18 protein-coding genes and 1 tRNA gene are annotated in these 18,965 nt (G+C 37.0%); 7 read left to right on the forward strand and 12 right to left on the reverse strand.

The annotated features are described in order from the left end of the window. Nucleotides 1–33: 33 nt before the first annotated feature. The 4 genes from IC007_RS08280 to IC007_RS08295 all read right to left on the reverse strand — a co-directional run bounded on the left by IC007_RS08280 (nt 34) and on the right by IC007_RS08295 (nt 4,631). Complete coding sequence (locus IC007_RS08280; protein ID WP_149528604.1) at nt 34–1,440, reverse strand: NAD(P)/FAD-dependent oxidoreductase; 1,407 nt, start codon at nt 1,438–1,440, stop codon at nt 34–36. Nucleotide 1,441: 1 nt separating this feature from the next. Continuing rightward, a complete protein-coding gene (locus IC007_RS08285) occupies nt 1,442–2,455 on the reverse strand; it encodes an adenylosuccinate synthetase (protein ID WP_054844886.1) in 1,014 nt (337 codons plus the stop codon). Between the two features lie 125 nt (nt 2,456–2,580). Beyond that, on the reverse strand, nt 2,581–3,630 hold the full coding sequence (locus IC007_RS08290) for a formate--phosphoribosylaminoimidazolecarboxamide ligase family protein (protein ID WP_149528605.1): 1,050 nt from the start codon (nt 3,628–3,630) through the stop codon (nt 2,581–2,583). After that, nucleotides 3,627–4,631 carry a formate--phosphoribosylaminoimidazolecarboxamide ligase gene (locus IC007_RS08295; RefSeq protein WP_149528606.1) on the reverse strand — a complete coding sequence of 335 codons (1,005 nt, stop codon included), beginning with the start codon at nt 4,629–4,631 and terminating at the stop codon, nt 3,627–3,629. Before IC007_RS08295 ends, IC007_RS08290 begins: the two co-directional genes overlap by 4 nt. A 68-nt stretch (nt 4,632–4,699) precedes the next feature. Here IC007_RS08295 and purB point away from each other — a divergent pair, with 68 nt between their 5' ends. The 4 genes from purB (at nt 4,700) to tes (ending at nt 8,952) form a co-directional block, all read left to right on the forward strand. Continuing rightward, a complete protein-coding gene (purB, locus tag IC007_RS08300; RefSeq protein WP_149528607.1) occupies nt 4,700–6,052 on the forward strand; it encodes an adenylosuccinate lyase in 1,353 nt (450 codons plus the stop codon). A gap of 23 nt (nt 6,053–6,075) precedes the next feature. Then, nucleotides 6,076–6,149: transfer RNA gene (locus IC007_RS08305), tRNA-Thr, on the forward strand. Nucleotides 6,150–6,171: 22 nt separating this feature from the next. After that, nucleotides 6,172–7,125 carry a thiamine-phosphate kinase gene (locus tag IC007_RS08310; RefSeq protein ID WP_054844885.1) on the forward strand — a complete coding sequence of 318 codons (954 nt, stop codon included), beginning with the start codon at nt 6,172–6,174 and terminating at the stop codon, nt 7,123–7,125. Nucleotides 7,126–7,194: 69 nt separating this feature from the next. Continuing rightward, on the forward strand, nt 7,195–8,952 hold the full coding sequence (gene tes, locus IC007_RS08315; protein ID WP_054844884.1) for a tetraether lipid synthase Tes: 1,758 nt from the start codon (nt 7,195–7,197) through the stop codon (nt 8,950–8,952). Nucleotides 8,953–8,970: 18 nt separating this feature from the next. On the opposite strand, the gene IC007_RS08320 is transcribed toward tes, so the two are convergent. The 7 genes from IC007_RS08320 to IC007_RS08350 all read right to left on the reverse strand — a co-directional run bounded on the left by IC007_RS08320 (nt 8,971) and on the right by IC007_RS08350 (nt 14,986). Next, nucleotides 8,971–9,603, reverse strand: a complete 633-nt coding sequence (locus IC007_RS08320) for a dihydrofolate reductase family protein (protein WP_054844883.1) — start codon at nt 9,601–9,603, stop codon at nt 8,971–8,973. Between the two features lie 204 nt (nt 9,604–9,807). Continuing rightward, nucleotides 9,808–10,326, reverse strand: coding sequence for a hypothetical protein (locus IC007_RS08325; protein WP_054844882.1), 519 nt, complete (start codon nt 10,324–10,326; stop codon nt 9,808–9,810). A 74-nt stretch (nt 10,327–10,400) separates the two neighbouring features. Continuing rightward, nucleotides 10,401–11,468 carry a glycosylation protein Agl16 gene (gene agl16 / locus IC007_RS08330; RefSeq protein ID WP_084739552.1) on the reverse strand — a complete coding sequence of 356 codons (1,068 nt, stop codon included), beginning with the start codon at nt 11,466–11,468 and terminating at the stop codon, nt 10,401–10,403. 402 nt (nt 11,469–11,870) lie between these two features. Then, nucleotides 11,871–12,584: a phosphoribosyltransferase family protein gene (locus IC007_RS08335; protein ID WP_054845188.1), complete on the reverse strand. Its 714-nt coding sequence runs from the start codon at nt 12,582–12,584 to the stop codon at nt 11,871–11,873. An 81-nt stretch (nt 12,585–12,665) separates the two neighbouring features. Then, entirely contained in the window at nt 12,666–14,084 is a 1,419-nt protein-coding gene (gene gatB, locus IC007_RS08340; protein ID WP_149528608.1) for an Asp-tRNA(Asn)/Glu-tRNA(Gln) amidotransferase subunit GatB, read from the reverse strand. Nucleotides 14,085–14,089: 5 nt separating this feature from the next. After that, the gene (gene upp, locus IC007_RS08345) at nt 14,090–14,740 is read right to left on the reverse strand and encodes a uracil phosphoribosyltransferase (protein WP_054844880.1); all 651 of its coding nucleotides are present in this window, start codon (nt 14,738–14,740) and stop codon (nt 14,090–14,092) included. Nucleotides 14,741–14,743: 3 nt separating this feature from the next. Then, complete coding sequence (locus IC007_RS08350) at nt 14,744–14,986, reverse strand: 30S ribosomal protein S28e (RefSeq protein WP_054844879.1); 243 nt, start codon at nt 14,984–14,986, stop codon at nt 14,744–14,746. A gap of 68 nt (nt 14,987–15,054) precedes the next feature. On the opposite strand from IC007_RS08350, the gene IC007_RS08355 reads away from it, so the two are divergent. Both IC007_RS08355 and ndk read left to right on the forward strand, forming a co-directional pair. Continuing rightward, nucleotides 15,055–15,228, forward strand: a complete 174-nt coding sequence (locus IC007_RS08355; protein ID WP_084739550.1) for a 50S ribosomal protein L24e — start codon at nt 15,055–15,057, stop codon at nt 15,226–15,228. Nucleotides 15,229–15,236: 8 nt separating this feature from the next. Beyond that, the gene (gene ndk, locus IC007_RS08360) at nt 15,237–15,659 is read left to right on the forward strand and encodes a nucleoside-diphosphate kinase (protein ID WP_054845187.1); all 423 of its coding nucleotides are present in this window, start codon (nt 15,237–15,239) and stop codon (nt 15,657–15,659) included. Nucleotides 15,660–15,785: 126 nt separating this feature from the next. Here ndk and infB read toward each other — a convergent pair whose 3' ends face one another. Next, on the reverse strand, nt 15,786–17,585 hold the full coding sequence (infB, locus tag IC007_RS08365) for a translation initiation factor IF-2 (RefSeq protein WP_149528609.1): 1,800 nt from the start codon (nt 17,583–17,585) through the stop codon (nt 15,786–15,788). A gap of 102 nt (nt 17,586–17,687) precedes the next feature. On the opposite strand from infB, the gene IC007_RS08370 reads away from it, so the two are divergent. Then, the gene (locus tag IC007_RS08370) at nt 17,688–18,965 is read left to right on the forward strand and encodes an NAD(P)-dependent malic enzyme (protein WP_054844877.1); all 1,278 of its coding nucleotides are present in this window, start codon (nt 17,688–17,690) and stop codon (nt 18,963–18,965) included.

Raw genomic sequence — 18,965 nt, forward strand, 5'->3', positions numbered from 1 at the left:
TATTACTGCTTACTCTAAAAACAGTTTTCTTGCTCAGCTTAGAATGCCAAGTTTGAGGAGAATTCCTCTTGCCGCTAACACACCTGTTGCTGCCGCTACGTTTATTCCTCTGGATAGGCCTGTACCATCTCCTGCAGCAAACAAGTTATCTATTACTGTTTCCATGTTTCTGTCTACTACAGCCTTCATACTATAGTATTTTATCTCTGGAGCATATAACAAAGTGTTAGACGAATAAATCCCTGGCGCTATGTTGTCTAGTCTCTCTAAGCCTTCTACTAAGTTACTTATTACTCTATAAGGAAGTCCCATGCTTATATCACCTGGAGTTACATCTCTTAAGGTAGGTTTCACTGTAGATCTTTCTATTCTTTCCCATGTACTTCTTCTTCCCTTTTCAAAATCTATGAGTCTCTGAAGGATTGGCCTTTCTCCTCCCAATCTGGTCATCAATCTCGCTATGCTTTTTCCATATTCTATAGTATCCTCAAGGGGATCGGAAAGCTTTATTGTAGTTAGAAATGCAAAATTTGTATTATTACTCTTTCTATCTGCGTATGTTTCTCCATTTACGCCTATAGTTCCGTCATCGTAAACTTCCTTCATTATGAACCCTCCAGGATTTACACAGAAAGTTCTTACTTTGTCATCGTATTTCTTTGAGTACATTATTACCTTCGGATCCCAGACAGCCTTAGTTAGCTCCTCCGTAACGAATTTTTCAGTTTCTACTCTCACTCCAATATCCAGAGGACCAGGAACCATATCTAATCCGAGTTTCTTAGCCTGATCGAAGAACCATTTAGCTCCAGCTCTACCAGGGCCAGCCATAACGATGTTTGATTCTATTTCCCCTTTACTAGTCTTTATAGAGAACTTATTCCCTACCTTCTGTATTTCCATGACATCTGTAAGTTCCCAAACCTTTACCCCTTCACTTTCAACGAAGTTAGTCATGTTTTCTATTACTATCGGTGTCTTATCTGTACCTATATGTCTCTGTCTTATCGGTACAAATTCAGCTCCAACCTTCGCAGCTTTCTTCTGTACCTCTAAAACTTTCTCCATGTCGGGTTCGAAAAGTCTATCTTTCGGTGCCCCGAATTTTACTAGGACATCATCGACATAATTTATCAGGTTCTGCGCTTCATCCCAACTTCTGACTATCTCTTGTAGTTCACCTCCTATATCGGGTCTCAGATTTATTATTCCGCTACTATATGTTCCGGCACCTCCTATTCCGTAAGTTATGTGGCATGGATTACAAAACGTACATTTCTCTTTTGGAGACATCAGAGGGCAAGTCCTCTTCAGAGCTCTCACTCCTTTATCTATCAGGACAACATTGTACTTCTTTGATGCTCCACTTATTGCCATCTCGTAAGCTGTGAAAAGACCTGCAGGGCCTCCACCTACGATTACAACATCAAATTTGTTCATGTCACTCACCTATCTTCTCAAATCTAAGATCTATGATGTCCTCAGAGTCTTCTCCCGTTCCAATTAACGTTATAGGAGTTTTCAGCTCGGCCTCAGTTAACTCTATCCATTTCTTAGCCTCAGGAGGAAGTTTATCATAACTTCTTACTTTATAAGCCTCCTTAAATAGAGCATCTATTTTAGTTATTGCTACTTGAGTTGCCGAATTAATTCTTATGGATTCTTTAGCTAGCTTTATATTGAAGGATGATACTCTTCTGGGTCTACCAGTAACGGTTCCAAACTCCTGCAATCCTTTCTCTCTAGCTTCCTCTTGTGACATTTCTCCTTCTAAAGGTCCCCCTCCTACTCTAGTCACAAAACTTTTGAATATAACGATGACGTCTTTCACATATTTAGGACCTACTCCTACCTCACTTAAAACTCCTGAAGATGTAGTATTTCTGCTTGTTACAAATGGATAATTTCCGTGATATAGGCTTAGAAGGAAACCTTGCGTTCCTTCGACTAAAACCTTTCCTCCATTTTCTAAGGTGTTTATTGTGACATCTGGTACATCAACTAAATAATTTTTCAGGGCCTCATACTCAGACGCAAGCTTCAATTTCCTTAGAATCCTAGCACTCTCTGCATACCCTACTCCCTGACCTGTACTACCTATTACTTTCATGAGATATTCATCTTTTCGTTCTTGTTCTATCTCCTGTTCGGTAATTATACCGGTATGTTTATCTACAAGTACCCTGCCCTGGGTCTCGGTTTCTTTTATTTCGTTTAACAAAGTGTCCAGAGAAGTTATTGCTCCAGGTCCCAAAGCGAGTTTGGTAGATTGACTTAAGAAGGATGAGGGTAATATTCTAAGCTTCCATTTTTTATCATGGTATATAATGGTATGACCAGCGTTTACTCCCCCTGTTCTTATTGACAATGAGGGTTTATCTTTTAAACCTAGATAAGATACGACCTTACCTTTGCCCTCATCTCCGTAAAAACCTCCTACTACTATATCGAGCATTCAAATCCATTTCGATGTGATTGAGCTCATGTTATTTAAATATAAGCTATCCTTATCTATAATTATAAATATGATATTTTCTTCTATATAGTCTTCATTAATGTCGCTAATTTATCATGATAGAACTATGTCGTTATTTCGTGTAGAGAATTCTTTATTATCGCTTCTTTGATTTCTATACCAATTCTTCTACCTAAACTTATAGGTTTTCCAAAATAGAACTTTGAATATTGACTGCCTATTCCCATGTACGCATTAGTACCTCCTCCGATCCTGGGTGCAACGTCATAAACTACAAGGTCCAGATCAGGAGTCACCATTACTTGTAAAGTGAATGGTCCGATTATCCCTGGCCTTTCTAACTTTATTGTCGATTCTACAAATTTTTTACCTATATCAAAAACTTTCTCCAATAGACTTTCTCTTATAGTCACTGGTATATGGCCCACTTCTATTAGTCTGGGTTCTTTTCTCATTTTGAGCTGTATCTCAGCTGGAAGCCTATAGAATCCATCCCAGTCGCTCTGAATCCTACGATCTATACTCAATAGCTCCAGTCTGTCTTTCATTTTACTATAAAAGTAATTCAAGTTGAAATGTGCTCCAAGAACGAACTCTTCTATTACCATATGTTTTCTACCCTCTTCATCAATAATTCCTAATTTGGTAAGTTCATTTATTTTATTATCGAAATCTTCCCTATTTACTGCTATGAAAAATCCTCTTTCTACTTTCCTCTTGGCTTCAGGCATCTTTACCATTACAGCCCCATCTATTTCGTCTTCCTTCAAGGTCTTCGGTCTCCTTATTCCCCCGTCGTCAAGGATTCTGTAATAGTTCTTATTGCCTTCTCTTTCTTCCCACCTTAACATCATTTTATTTCCGAAAAATTTCACCTCCATTTTCTCTATGGTGTCATACCCTAGATACACCGCCATGCTTCTGTTAGGCACAATTAAAGAGTTCATTTCAATTAATTTTCGTTGAAATTCTAATTCTGCTATATCTCTATATTCATTTAGTATAAAGCAATAATCTATTATGCCATGGAACTCCTTGTATGCTGCTTCTCTTCCTTTTTTGCACAGAGCTATAGTCTCAAATCCTTCGTCTTTTACGCCATCGTAAACGTCGAGTGCGGAGTGACTAGCTACTGAAGCTACTCTATAGTTCATGTTAACACCATGTTTAGCTTGTTGTTTATAACAGCATTCTTTAACTCCCTTGCGATTCTTCTACCCATACTCATGGGCTCGTTCCAGTAAAGCCAACTATATGGGCTTCCGTTAGTATACAGATTAGTTCCAGCGACTATTCTTCCAGAGAACTCAAAGACTACGATCTCCCCTTTATCTGTAACTACCGATTCCAAACAGAAAGGTCCTATCATTCCTGGGCTTACTCTTTCTCTTACGTTTTTAACAAAGTTATTAGCATATTCTAACGCAGTGGGGAGAAGGCTTTCTCTAGCTACAGCAGGTATGTTTCCTACTACTACGAATGTAGGCTCTAAAGATCCGTATGAAGAAGGTAACCTTCTGAGACCATCAACATTCGTTTCATATCGTATATCGATTCCAAATATCTCGGTTCTATCTAGAAGTGGGCTATAGAAAAATTGGAAATACATAGGAACTCCTACTACATATTCTTGGATAATTACGTCTTCCTCAGAATTTATTTCCTTTTTATTAATCAATTCATCTATCCCTTTTCTAGCTTCTACTTTATCTCTAGCTAGAAAATAGCCGCGCCCCCCTTTAGCACCAGGAAGCTTCACTATGACTAACCTATCAACGTCTTCTGGTCTTTCAAACGTTTCAGGAATTTTGATGTCGGATGTTTTAAGCAGAAACATCTTCTTGTGCTGATTTCCTTCCCACTCAAATATATTTCTATTCCCAAAAATTTTTGTGGTGATTTTATTTACTCTTTCTTGCCCCAGATATTCAACTAAACTTCCATGAGGAACCAGAACGGATTCCTCATTTCTGTTTATCAGATCTACAGCCTCGTCTATTTTATCGAATGATAAAACAGTGTCAATAAAGTTAAACTGTTTATAAAAACCCTCTCTTTTTCTATCTGTAATTACAATAGTATTAAACCCCTCCATTTTAGCTCCGTGAAGTATCTGAAGGGAGGAATGGCTTCCTATAGTAGAGATCGACTTCATGTTTATGAGATAAGTCTCAAATATAATAAGGTTAAATTAGTGAGATGTTGCTTTAGTTTGTTGTTAATATGGATGTATGTCCTTTAGATTGGAGATATGGAAGCAGGGAGATAAGAGAAATTTTTGATAAAGAAAATGTGCTGAGAACAAGGCTCAATGTTGAAGTTGCTCTGCTTAAAGCACTAAGGGATGTAGGACTGGTTTCAGAAGCAGATGTTAACATAGTGGAAGGTAAGATTGCTGAGGTGAAATCAAGTGAGGTCGAAGATTTGGAATCGAAGCTAGGCCATGACGTTATGGCAATGGTGGTTACCTTAGCCCAGAAAAGCGGAGATGCAGGTAGGTTTGTACATTTCGGGGCTACTAGTTACGATATAGTAGACACTGCAAACGCTATTCTCTTCAGGCAAGCCCTAAATATAATAATACCCAAACTAATGAAAATTCTAGATATTTTAGCAAAATATTCTAATAAATATAGAGATATAATAATGGTAGGAAGAACTCATGGGCAACACGCTCTTCCTATTACTTTAGGTTTCAAGTTTGCTAATTATCTTTATGAGTTTTCTCGCTCATTAGAAAGGATTAATGAATCAAAGGAAAGGATCATAAGGATAAAAATGGCAGGTGCAGTAGGAACAATGGCTGGATGGGGAGATAAGGGTATTGAGATAGAGCAATATGTATCTAAATACCTTGGTATACCAGCACACGTTATATCAACACAAGTAGCTCCTAGAGACGGTTTTGCAGAGATTATTTCTGATCTCGCTATTCTTACAGCTGTAGGAGAGCGTTTCTCGCTGGAGGTTAGAGAACTGATGCGACCTGAAATTAGCGAGATTGGAGAGGGGGTAGGAGAAAGAGTTGGAAGTAGCACTATGCCTCAAAAAGAGAACCCCGTAACGGCAGAGAAAATAACTGGCCTCTCTAGAATAGTCAGATCATTTGTCTCTGCTTCAATTGAGAATATTCCGTTATGGCATGAGAGAGATTTAACTAATAGTTCCTCAGAAAGAATTCTAATTTCACATACATTTATAATCGTAGACGAGATATTAAATAGTTTAATAGAATTATTAACTAATCTAAGATTAAATATAAACAATATGGAGAAAAATCTTCAATTAACTAGAGGCCAAATAATGGCTGAAAGCTTGATGGTAAACTTAACTTTAAGGGGAATGGCAAGACATGAAGCACATCGTTTAGCTGGCGAAATCTCAAGAGAAGTGAGGAGATCAGGATCCTCATTTCTTGATGCTTGCCTGAAAAGGGAGGAAGTAACTAGGCTCTTCACAGAGAAAGAACTAAAGGATATTCTTGATCCTAAAAATTACTTAGGGGAATATAGCAAACTAATTGACAGAAGTATAGACTATTATAACAGAGTCAAACAAGAAGTGAAACAAATTTAAGAGCAAATGTCATAAATTAAATTGCCGCTGTAGCTCAGCCCGGTAGAGCGCTGGCCTCGTAAGCCAGTGGTCGCGGGTCCGAACCCCGCCGGCGGCTCCTTTTAGATGGCTGATGAATAATGAAGCTGAAGGATATAGGAGAACACAGATATATTGAGGAAAATGTGAAAAAATATTTAGATATAGATAATATGGACGATGTTTTCTTTAACGATGGAAGTACATTTAAGGTGGATGGATTTTCCCTTTCTTACAAATCTGAAGATATGAGCTTCTACGATATTGGTTGGAAGGCAGCGATAGCTACTTTCAGTGACTTGATATCTGCAGGTTCATCTCCATCTTTTGTTATGTCTTCTATAGGAATTAATCATGAGATGGATGACACGGTTTTAGAGGAAATCCTCAGAGGTCTCTCAGACTGTGTTAGTTATTATAGTGCTAGATATGTAGGAGGTGATCTGAACAACTCTCCAGCTGGTGGATGGATAGATGTAGTGGGAATAGGAAAAAGAAGAGCTTATCCTACATTTGAGCCTAAAAAGGGGGATCTCTTAGTTTTGACCAATCCATTAGGCTATACTTCTTTATATTTTTTAAGCAAATTTATATTAAAGCTAGAATTACCTCAATATCTGTTTTTAAAAGCTTTAGCGAAAATAAGACATCCATTAGTAAATAAGCTGATATTGAATGTTCTATCATCGTTATCCGGAGATCTAGTTTACTCCACAGATGTGAGTGATGGGCTTTTGATATCCATTGATAAAATAAGTAAACGTTTAAATATGGGAATTGAAATGAGCAGCTTCGGAATTGAAGAGAATATTTTGAATTATTTGAAGGCTATTACACCAAAAATAGATCTTATTGACATATTGAGATATAGTGGGGAAGAGTTCGAAACCATAGTTGTAATCCATGAGGAGGCTAAAGATCGGGCAATAGATTTGATGCGTAGTTTTGGACTAGATCCGCTGGTGATAGGTAAGCTCTCGGAAAGCAATGACGTCACTTTTAATGGTAACAAAGTAAAAATTACAGGATGGGATAATTTCAGAGGTTGGTTTTAACTGTAGCTACAATACAAAGAGTGAATATTCTTATATACGATTAGCAGAGTTAATGTAAAGTAGATAGTTATGGCTCAAACAACTGCAGAAAACAACGAAAAGTTTAGGCTATTGCCAGCTCCTTCATCATTCGATGAGGGCTCTGTAAAGTTTGGAGATAGAGAAATAAAAATAGGTGGGCCTTTACCAAAACTTTCATCAAACGAGAAGTTAGTAAGAGTAACTCATTCTTTGTGCCCTGCATGTTATAGGCTTCTTCCGGCTACCATATTTGAGAAAGAGAATAAGCTCTACATAAGGAAAATCTGTCCAGATCATGGAGAGTTCGAGGATCTTTACTACGGAGACGTAGGGATGTACTACAAGTTTGATTATTGGGAGTATGAAGGAAAAGGGCCTAAAGTTCCTTATGTGGATCTGAAAGCTCCATGTCCTTATAACTGTGGACTATGTCCAATGCATCACCAGCACTCAGCTCTAGTGAATCTAGTGATTACTAACAGATGCGATCAGTCGTGCTGGTATTGTTTCTTCTATGCTGAAAAGGCTGGGTATGTATATGAGCCCACGCTAGACCAAATTTCCTATCAAATAGATCAGCTAAAGAAGCAAGGTATAACTTTGGTTATACAAGTTACTGGTGGTGAACCAACACTTAGGGAGGACATTCTAGAAGTTCTAAAGATATTGAGAGAGAAGGGTGTTAGGCACGTACAACTAAATACATGGGGAGGTACATTTGCGAAAATGTACATGGACGATCCGGATAAGGCAATAACTTATGCTAAACAATTGAGGGAAGCAGGAGTTAATACCATATACATGAGCTTTGACGGAACCAACAGAAAGACCAATCCAAAGAACCACTGGGAAATTCCTTACACATTTGAGGTGTTTAGGAAAGCAGGAATGACAAGCGTAGTCCTAGTTCCCACTGTAATTAAGACAGTGAATGATAATGATTTAGGGAATATTGTTAAATTTGCAGCTAAAAACCTAGATATTGTAAGAGCAGTGAACTTCCAGCCAGTAAGTTTAACTGGAATGATGAAGAGGAACATGAGAGCTAAGTTTAGAATAACTATACCAGAGGTTCTAAGAGACATCGAAGAACAGACAGACGGCGAAGTAACCAGGGACAGTTGGTATCCTATAGGAACGTCTGTTGTATTTTCAAGGATAGTTGAAGCACTTACTGGTAAAGAGCAGTTTGAAATGGCAAATCATCCTTCCTGCGGTGCAGGAACATATATTTATGTAGAGTGGAAAGGAGGAGAACCACATTTCATTCCAATATCTAAATTCATAGATTTAGAGGGACTTTTAGAGTATCTTAAAGAGAAGTCTGAGGAGATAAGGGAGGGCTCCAATAAAGCATGGGTAGGTATGAAGGCATTGCTTAACATTAGGAAGTTTATTGACAAGGAAAAAGGTCCCAAGGACTTCGACGTGTACAAGATGCTATACAACGTCGTAATAAACCACAACTACGAGGCTTTAGGAGAGTGGCATTACAGGACGCTATTCTTAGGAACAATGCATTTCATGGATCTCTACAATTACGATGTTCAGAGAGTCATGAGATGTGATATCCACTACGCATCTCCAGATGGCAGAGTAATACCATTTTGTACATATAACGTTCTGAACGATCTCTATAGAGATAAGGTATTGAGAGATTACCAGATACCTCTTGATGAGTGGATAAAGGTACATGGTTCTAATAGCTTAGGTGAGTCTGTGAAATACAAGAGAAAGGCTACTACATTAGAGCAGGGAGATCTCTACAAGATAACTTATAAAGGATTCGTAGATTCTATAAGCTAAGGCTAATAGAATTATTTTTCATGATTCATGTTTTTTATATATTAAATGAATTTCATTTTTGCATTCACATACTTTGGAATCATATAGCACTAGTTCCTTTATTTCGTCGTTTTGAAATCCTTTTCCTTCAAGCAAGCTAGTTCCATTACCGAAGAGCTTAGGGGAGATAGTCACTCTCAATTCATTGAAGCAGTTTTCCTCGATAGCTCTGTATATAGTCTTTCCTCCACCTTCTATGAGAACTTTTCTTATGCCTCTTCTATAAAGGTCCTCCATAATCAAGCAGATCGAAGTATTCTCTAAAGTTACGACTTCAGCATTGTAAGGAATTTCAGCCTCACGCTTATCGGTATAAATAATTGTCTTTGGAGGCTGTGTAAATATGTTTAAACTATTGTCAAATTTAAGACTATGTGATATTATAACCCTAATAGGATTTTTATTACATTTTATATCTCTGATTGTTAACAATGGATTATCGTGTCTTACTGTGTTTCCTCCCACAATCACTGCATCCGAATCACATCTTAGCATCATCTGTCTTCTTTTGTCGTATGGACAGCTGAGCCTACTGAAACCAGAAGCTGAGGCTATTCTCCCATCTATACTCATAGTACTGAATATAATTATATACGGTAATCCAACCCTCATATCTTAATTTCACGTGTTTTAAGTCCCTTATTAGTAACTTTTAGTTCCTTAAACCAGACTCTAATTTCACATTTATCCCTATAATTACAACTTAAACAACAATTATAGCATACATCTAGTTTTTTTATCTTGCAATACTTTATTACTGTATACCTTCCACATGAGTCGCATTGCTCTTCAAAGATCATGATTTTATAATCGAGATTACCCTTTTATGCATGTCTCAATAGTACATAGGGTCTTTCTGGGCAGAGGGGACACATCAGTTATCGTCCCAGAAAAGACAATATCCTTAGTTGCAGCAATAATGTGAGGAGACGCTAAGTGATAAGCTAGCTTCAGCGTTAATTCATTTTCTAATTCATAACTCTTATCTCTAATCTCCATGTTAACTGGGGCAGGTGGTATTTCCCCATTCATTCCCTTTCCAGATCTTACCATTTTTGCAATTAGAGAGTGCGATATTATTATGGGAGTGAAAACATTATAGATCACGTTAGCTCCGCCAGCTTCTCTTTCGTCATTGCTTAATAAAATGAAGTACTTTAGCCTCTTTTTATCGCCGAGTAACGTCATAATACTATTAATTATATAATTAATAGCACTTCCATTACCGCTATCTATTAGAATGAAATCTCCATCTTTATCCTCTACTAGATAAACATTATAGTCTCCTAACTGCCTCAGTTCTATCATGAATGTACCTTTTCCTATTCTAGCCAAACTCATAACAAGAGATAGAATAATTATATAAGTTAAATTCTATCTGGGAAACAATTTGACAAACACTTTCTTTGTTATTTTTTGAGACTTTCTTCATAAATTGTTTTTATATTTGTTGCTATATTTCTCCATCTCCAATTTTCCGTCCCAGTTTTAGAATTTATACTTAATCTTTCTCTCATCTTTTCATCCTTTAATTTCTGTACTGCTTGGTAGAACTCTTCACAGTTGCCTACGACGAACCCATTGTATTCATGTTTGATTAGGTGAGAGAAAGCTCCGACAAAGTTTCCTACTATTGCGGGAACTCCTCTCACTAACCCCTCTCTTATTACTATAGGATCGGCCTCCATGGTTGACGTTAATACTAACGCTAAAGCGTTATCTATATAAGAATATTTTTTATCATCTTCTATTCTTCCAATATACTTAACTTTATTTTCTAATTTAAGAGACTTTATTGTATTGTTTATTTCTTCCATATAAGTTGTTTCTCTAATATCACCAGCTAACAAAAGTTTTATTCCGTCTATTTTTTCCATACATTTTATACTAAATAACTGATTTTTCTCTCTTGAAATTCTAGCTAAAAATAGGAGATAAGGCTCATCTAATGGACGACTCTGTTTAGGTAACTCAAAGGCTTTCTCCTCCACACCGTTACTTACCACCTTTATCTTCTCTTTGGGAAATCCCATCTTAGTCATGGAGTCTCTTTCCCATTCGCTTACAGCTATTGTGAAGGACGTATTCTTTACAATCTTTTTCTGAATCGATTGTATAATCTTATTTCTCTGCTTAAGAAATGAATCGTGTGGAGTGAAGATTTTCCCTTCTCGATGAGATCCCAAGAGGAACAATGAGGTAGAAAAGTTCCATAACGAAAAAAGTCTAGCCATATTATGTACATGGATTATGTCTGCACCATTACCAGGATACCATGTGTAATCGTGTCTTATTATTTCAATCCCATCTACGTATTCTCTCCTCTCTAGGCTCCTCTTCTCTGTGTAGGTGTTTCTAGTTGTATGCACAACTACATTAATTCCTATTTCCTTCAAAGCCTTACTTAAGTTCAATACATGAATTTCAGTTCCACCTCTCACGGGATAGAAAAGAGGCGTCACCATAATTACATCCATTTTAATTCATATCTTATTGTAAGTTCTGTTTACCTAAGTTTTTATCTCAACGTGAGTTAAGGGGACGAAAGAGTCCTTCTGTGATTGTAGGCCTATGTTTAACTATTAACTATAATATCTATATATATAAATAAATAATCAATATATAAATATATTAAAAACATGAGGGACGTAAGCATTATGAGATACCTTAGAGTGAGAGTATATGCTATATGTCCTTACTTCAGCTATGAGCCTATTGGCACACCACTGACGTATATTAAATGTTAGCTTCTGAAGACCTTACTCTATCTTATATCTGTACCATCGTGCTATGATAAGGTGCTCCATGACGTTGAGTTCCCCATATGTTAGACTAGTTCATTAGGAAAGCAGGTAGCTCAAAAATGAAGAGTTTTAGGTCTAAATCCTAAATAATGTTATTATCTGAAATTTATTCTCTAATTCGGGAGGAAGTTTATGTCCACTAGCGATTATTATTGCTCCTAATATCTTAGCGCCAGCACGTGATGCTAAGTTATACAAGGCAGTTAGAGTCTTCCCTGACCTTAAAACGTCATCTACTAAGACTACTTTATCATTCTTCTTTATGAGGTCTTCCCTTAGATAAATCGAGCTTACGACACTGTTACTTTCTTTTACATTTTCCTCCAAGTATCTTAGAAATGTAGAATCTTTATGTTTCTTTGCTATTATTAACGGAATATCGTAAATAGACGCTACAATTGTTGCAAAGGGTAACCCGTTTGACGCAATGCCGACTATTTTGTTTATATTATCATTAATTTTAACTCCTAACGTTAGGCTAAGGTGTAGTTTTAGTAAAGTAGGAAAGAACAATAAATTTGAAACATCAATGAACCCATCATCAAATACTTTTATTTGATTTCTGAGTATTTGTGACATAGTTAATTTTTCTTTTATCTTTGTTATAATCTCAGCTGCTTGTTTCTCACTCGGTATTCTATTGCCATTTACGTATCTGCAAAGTAAACTTTCTTGTACATTAAATATCTCGCTTAATTCCTTATATGTATATATTGTTTTTAGTTCTTGTAATAATTCTATAGAAATTAGCCTTCTCCTCAAGTTATCTTCCTTGTTCTGAGAAAACATATATATCACAGCAAGGCAACAAATAATTTGGATGTACTAGATTTTAAGTGCTGATCTATGAAGATAGACCCACGCTGTGAACTACTTTAGCAGTTTCTCTTTCAGTAGTTTGTTGGTAAGTTGTGGATCTGCTCTTTTGTTGGTCTTCTTCATTACCTTTCCGACCAAGTAATTGATTATTCTTGGATCTTCTTTTGCCTTAGATGCTGCATCCTTCTCTTCCTCTATAACGCTATTTATCACATTCTCCAGGTAACTCTCATCAGATATTGCGATCATTCCTTTCTCATTTATAATTTCTTCTGGATCTCTTCCTGTTATTACTACATCAGGAAGAATTTCCTTTAATATCTTTATCGTAATAACTCCTTTATCCATTAGCTGTAGTAGTTTTACTATATTTTGAGGTGTAGCTTTGCTCTGAACTACTCTGATATTTCTTTCATTTAACCTTCTGAGAAAATCATTTATAAGGAGGTCGGCTAGTTTCTTATACCCTGGATAGAGCTTGCAACATTTTTCAAAGAAGTCGGCCAGTTGTTTGTCCGAAACAAGTATTGATGCTTCATAACTGTTTATTCCATATTCTTTCATAAATCTTGAAATTCTAGCGTCTGGAAGTTCTGGCATGTTACTTTTTATTTTAGTTATTAATTCACTGTTTATTTCGAAAGGTGGAAGATCAGGGTCAGGGAAGTATCTATAATCCTCGTCGCTTTCCTTTGATCTAGTTGGAACCGTTACCCTTCTTTCGCTATCCCAATGTCTAGTTTCTCTGGCTATCTTAAAACCCTGAGATAATGCAGCTCTTTGTCTGGCTATCTCGTAATCTATGGCGTCTTTTATGTCTCTTATAGATCCTATGTTCTTAACTTCTACCCTTTCTCCTCCTTCAATTGAGACATTAGCATCAGCCCTCATACTCCCTTCTATGTCACAATTACAAACTTCCAGATGTTCCAATATGTTTCTTAGTTTCTCCATAAATTGCCTAGCCTCCTCAGAGGTCTCCATATCTGGTTCCGTCACTATCTCTAAAAGTGCCATCCCAGATCTGTTGTAATCCAATAAAGTATATCCGCTTGATAACATAGATCCTGTAGGATAGATAGTCTTTGCAGGATCTTCCTCAATATTTATTCTCCTAATTCTTATATTTTTCTTTTCATTTAGATTTATTTTTCCATTTCTAGAAATTGCTAAACTCCCTATTCCGTCATACTGTGAAATTTGATAATTTTTAGCCATATCTGGATAAAAATAGTGTTTCCTTGTAAATATCAATCTATCTGCTATTTCGCAATTTAGAGCATTGGCTACCATTATAGCTTTCTCTAACGCCTTTTCATTGGGTACGGGTATGGACCCAGGCAGACCTAGGCATACGGGACAGACAACCGTATTGGGATCCTTGCCGCCGTAATCAGACGGGCAACTGCAAAATAGCTTTGTATTTAAAGAAGTTAGATGGACATGTACTTCTAAACCTATCTTAGGCATTTTAATCACCCAAAAGCTCTATCTCCAGCATCTCCTAGACCGGGAAGTATATAACCTAAATTATTCAATTCTGGGTCTATACTGACAGTGAAAATATTAACAGAAGGGTAAATCTCCAAGATTCTTCTGATCCCATATACAGATCCTATAACAGATGCGATATATACTCTCTTCGGGTTATGACTTTCAATTATTTGGAGAATTTTAATCATAGTACTTGCTGTAGCTATCATAGGATCAGCTATTATTACATTGTCAATGTCTTTACGAATTTTTGGTATTTTCTTATAAAAGATTTCCACGTCCATTTCTTTTGGTACCGTATTCCCTTCCGTTTCTTTCCTGCTAGCTGCTATTACTCCCTGTCTCGCTGCTGGAAATGCCTTAAGAAGACCCTCTACTAGAGGGTTAGCAGCTCTCAGTATATTGATTATTACAATGTTCTCAATATCATAAATTTCTATTCCATAAGCTTTAACTTTAAGTGGTGTGGTTACTTCTGTTAGTTTAAAGTCCAATGTATTGCATATTTCGTATCCAAGTATTCTTCCTAATCTCACCATATTTTTTCTAAAATTAATTTGATCTGTAGAATAATCTCTTAACTTAGTGAGAATATGTAATGTGAAAGGTTTTTGAACTAAAAATAGAGGCATGTTTTACCTCTTTGTAGTTAACTTTCTGGCCTCTCTTTCTGTTTCCCTTAAAATAAGTATGTCTCCTAGTCTAACAGGACCTAGCACGTTTCTTGTTAGTATTCTTCCTTTATCTCTTCCCTCTAAGACCCTGACCCTTACTTGAGTAACTTCCCCGGTTACTCCAGTCTTAGCTAAAATCTGGATTACTTCTGCCGGAAAGCCAAATTCTTCTATTATTGAGCCAGACTGTTGTTTTTCGCTCATGTTTGATCCTTATGAAATAGGGAACATTCGACTTAAATACTTGCCTCATAATTTTTAGTTGGATAAGGATGGAATGTAGCTTTTGTGGTAAAACTATACCCAAAGGAACTGGTATGCTATATGTGAAAACTGATGGTACTCTACTTTGGTTTTGTTCTAGTAAATGTAGAAAGTATATGCTAAAGTATAAGAAAGATCCCAAGAAGCTAAAGTGGACTTCCAGCTATATGGGAAATAGATAAGCGCTGTGATGGAAATGGAAAGAACCTTCGTTATGATAAAGCCTGACGCAGTGAAGAGAAATTTGATAGGTCAGATAATTTCGAGGTTTGAACTCAGAGGTCTAAAGATAATAGGAATGAAGATGCTTAAGATGGACAGGGAAACTGCAGAGAAACTATATGCGGAACATCAAGGAAAACCTTTCTTCCAAGAGTTAGTCAGCTATATAACTTCTGGACCTGTTGTGACTATGGTCATAGAGGGAGACGGCGTGGTTCAGCTAATCAGAAAAATGATAGGTAACACTGATCCTAAAGAATCTCCGCCTGGGACAATAAGGGGTGATATGGCTCTCTCTAAATCTGAGAACGCTATCCATGCCTCAGATTCCCCCGAGAAGGCACTTAGGGAAATGTCTATTTTCTTTACGGAGAAAGAACTCCTTCAGTAAGATAACTTAAAACGAATATCATTACTTATAGCTTAAGATGTTTTATTAATATTTATTGATTAAATCTTAATGTTAAATTTTTATGGTCTATGGCTCGAACCTTTATTCCTTTTTTCCTCATCATTTCTACAAGTTTACGTTAATACCGTATAAAGGATCTTCTTTTCTCTTAATTTCTATTATCTCTTTGATTACCTTCTTCATGTCGTCAGTGATTATATCTTTATACTTTTCGGTAAGTACTTCAAGATCATCCTTTGGAACATCCGTATATAAAACGTCTCCCTCGTCTATTTGCCTTCCTATCATTAAGTTTCCTTTTATGGATACAGCTACTTCCATCCCTACTGATGCTTTTTCGACGCTTTTCTTATTATCTTGAATTTGTAATACTTCACCTACCCTTTTTCCATCTTGTTTGATTAATGGGGATTTAGACTTCACAATTCCTCCTTGTATCTCGACTCCTACAATTACGGGATCGCTTCTTCTAAAGACGTATCCTGGAAGAATTTTAAACTTTCCAGGCAGAATTAGTGTCTCTAATGTTTTTCTCTTTTCACTATTCTTTATATCATCAATATATTTCTTTATATCTTCTATTAATTGATATATTATATCATCATAGATTATTTTGATATTACCTACATCCAATCCCGTCTGTGTCTTAACTCTGAACGCAGCTATTATTCCATATTCTTTCTTCTGTTGTGCAACGATAGAGGCTTCCATTAGGTCTCTCTTAGAAATGTTTCCTATATCAGCAACTCTAACCGGTATATTTTCCTTGTTCAGTGCAGTTACTATAGCTTCAAGAGTTCCTAGACTATCAGCTTTGACTACTATTCCCTCTACACTGTTATAAAACCTCACTTGTTTTAATTCTTCTTCTATTTTGTTTTCTATCTCTTTTAAGTTACTTTCACTGTTGACTGCGTAGATAGGAGACCCCGCTAGAGCGTCTTCTAGCCCAGGAGCGGATATCTTAACACCAGCTGCTGCATAGACTTCGTCGATAGAGGTGAAGTCGTACTTGCTTAATTTCATATCTTGTAGTGGTTTGGGAACGAAAATTCCTCTTATCTTTGTAGTTATAATTCCATTAACCCCTCCAAGGACTATCTGATCGTTCTTTCTAAGTATACCATCATATAATATAACGTCTATTGTATGACCTAATCCTAAATCTTCTTTTACTTCCAAAATCACTCCCTTAGCTGGACCTTCGGCAAAAGTTAATCTCTCCTTCATGAAACGTTGGGTTAACCCGGCAAGAAGAGCCAAGAGATCAGGAATTCCCTCTCCAGTCTTTGCAGAGACGGGTATTATTGCAACGTTCTTTGTGAAGTCCTTTATTCTATCAAACCTATCTGCGTTAAGTCCGGCTTGGGCTATCTGTGTTACAATATCATATACTTGATTATCGAGCCTATTTTGAACATCCTTCTTTTGTTTCCCTATCGTCTCCAAGAAAGGTTCATTTTCAAATGGCTTCCATCCTGGTATTCTATCTATTTTGTTTGCAGCTACCAAAAAGGGAACCTTTCTTCCTTTTAAAATATCTATTGATTCAAAGGTTTGTTGCTGAAAGCCTTCATTTATATCAACGACCAGGATTGCTATGTCAGCTATGCTTCCCCCTCTTTTTCTAAGGTTGGAAAAATACTCATGCCCAGGAGTATCTATGAACAAAAGCCCCGGTATTTCCAGTTTTACTTGTAACATTTTCTTAAGTTTCTCAGATAGTTTTTCTATGACAGAGCTAGGTACGAAACTAGCACCTACTTCCTGCGTCATCTCTCCAGGCTCTTTCCTTACCACGGCTGTTCCTCTTATTTTGTCAAGTAGAGTCGTTTTCCCATGATCGACATGACCTAGTACTACCACTATCGGCTGTCTTAGTCTCTTAGCTTGAGCTTCTTCCATTGAGAATCACCAATACATTCAAGCTAGACAAACTAGATATTGAGTTTATTATGTAATGGGAATTATTTATAATCTGCACTAGGCTTATACATTTGATTCTATATGGTTGATTTCGATAAGGAAGCCTTAGATGTCTCAGCTAAGTATAAAGGGAAAATTCAAGTAACTCCAAAAGTACCAGTTAAGTCCTTACAGGACTTTGCAATTCTTTATACTCCCGGTGTCGCAGCAGTTTCGAGGGAAATACATAAAGACACATCGAAGTCGTTTGAGTTGACTTATAGGTGGAATTCTATCGCAATAGTGACTGACGGCACGAGAGTTTTAGGCTTAGGTGACATTGGACCAGAGGCTGCAATGCCAGTAATGGAAGGAAAATCATTGCTTTTCAAGTATTTAGGTGGAGTAGACGCAGTACCTTTGACTATAAATACCAAAGATCCAGAGAAAATAATCGAGACTATCAAGATTTTAGAGACTTCCTTTGGAGGAATAAACTTAGAGGATATAGAGTCACCTAAATGCTTCTATATATTAGATAAATTAAGAGAGGAATTAAATATACCTGTTTGGCATGACGATCAACAGGGAACTGCAGGGGCTACTCTGGCAGGGCTTATAATAGCGCTAGAACTAACTGGTAGGGATCCTAAGAATACGAAGATTCTGCTCTATGGGTCAGGAGCAGCCAATATTGCAACCGCAAGATTACTAAATTCCTATGGTATACCTTATGGCAACATGATAATGACTGATTCTCTTGGTCCTCTTTATAAGGGTAGGAAGGACGAAGAAGAAATGAAAGTAGAAAACGCGTGGAAGTATGATCTCTTGCAGAAGACAAATAAAGACAACATTACTCAACTGGAAGACGCATTCAAAGGAACAGATGTGTTAATAGCAGCTTCTAAACCTGGACCAGGGACTATAAAGCCAGATCAAATTAGGTTAATGTCGAAAGATCCTATAGTCTTCGCTCTAGCTAACCCAGTCCCTGAGATATGGCCTGAAGAGGCTAAAAAAGCCGGAGCTAAGATTGTAGGCACCGGAAGAAGCGACTTCGAAAATCAACTGAATAACTCACTTATATTCCCTGCAGTATTTAGAGGCGCGTTAGATGTAAGAGCTAAGACAATAACAGATGAAATGGTAATAGAAGCTGCAAGAGAATTGGCCTCTCACGTCAGGAGTAAGGGTGCATCTGAAAACTACATCATTCCTAAAATGACAGAATGGGAAGTGTATCCGAAAGTAGCTGCTGCTGTAGCTAGCAAAGCTCAATCTCAAGGTATAGCAAGGAGAGCTATTTCTTTTGATGAGGAAATAAAGAACGCCAAATCTCTTATAGAGGAAGCTAGAAAGATAATGAACTTGCTGTGA

The organism is Sulfuracidifex tepidarius, from assembly GCF_008326425.1.
GTDB classification, from domain to species: Archaea; Thermoproteota; Thermoprotei_A; order Sulfolobales; family Sulfolobaceae; genus Sulfuracidifex; species Sulfuracidifex tepidarius.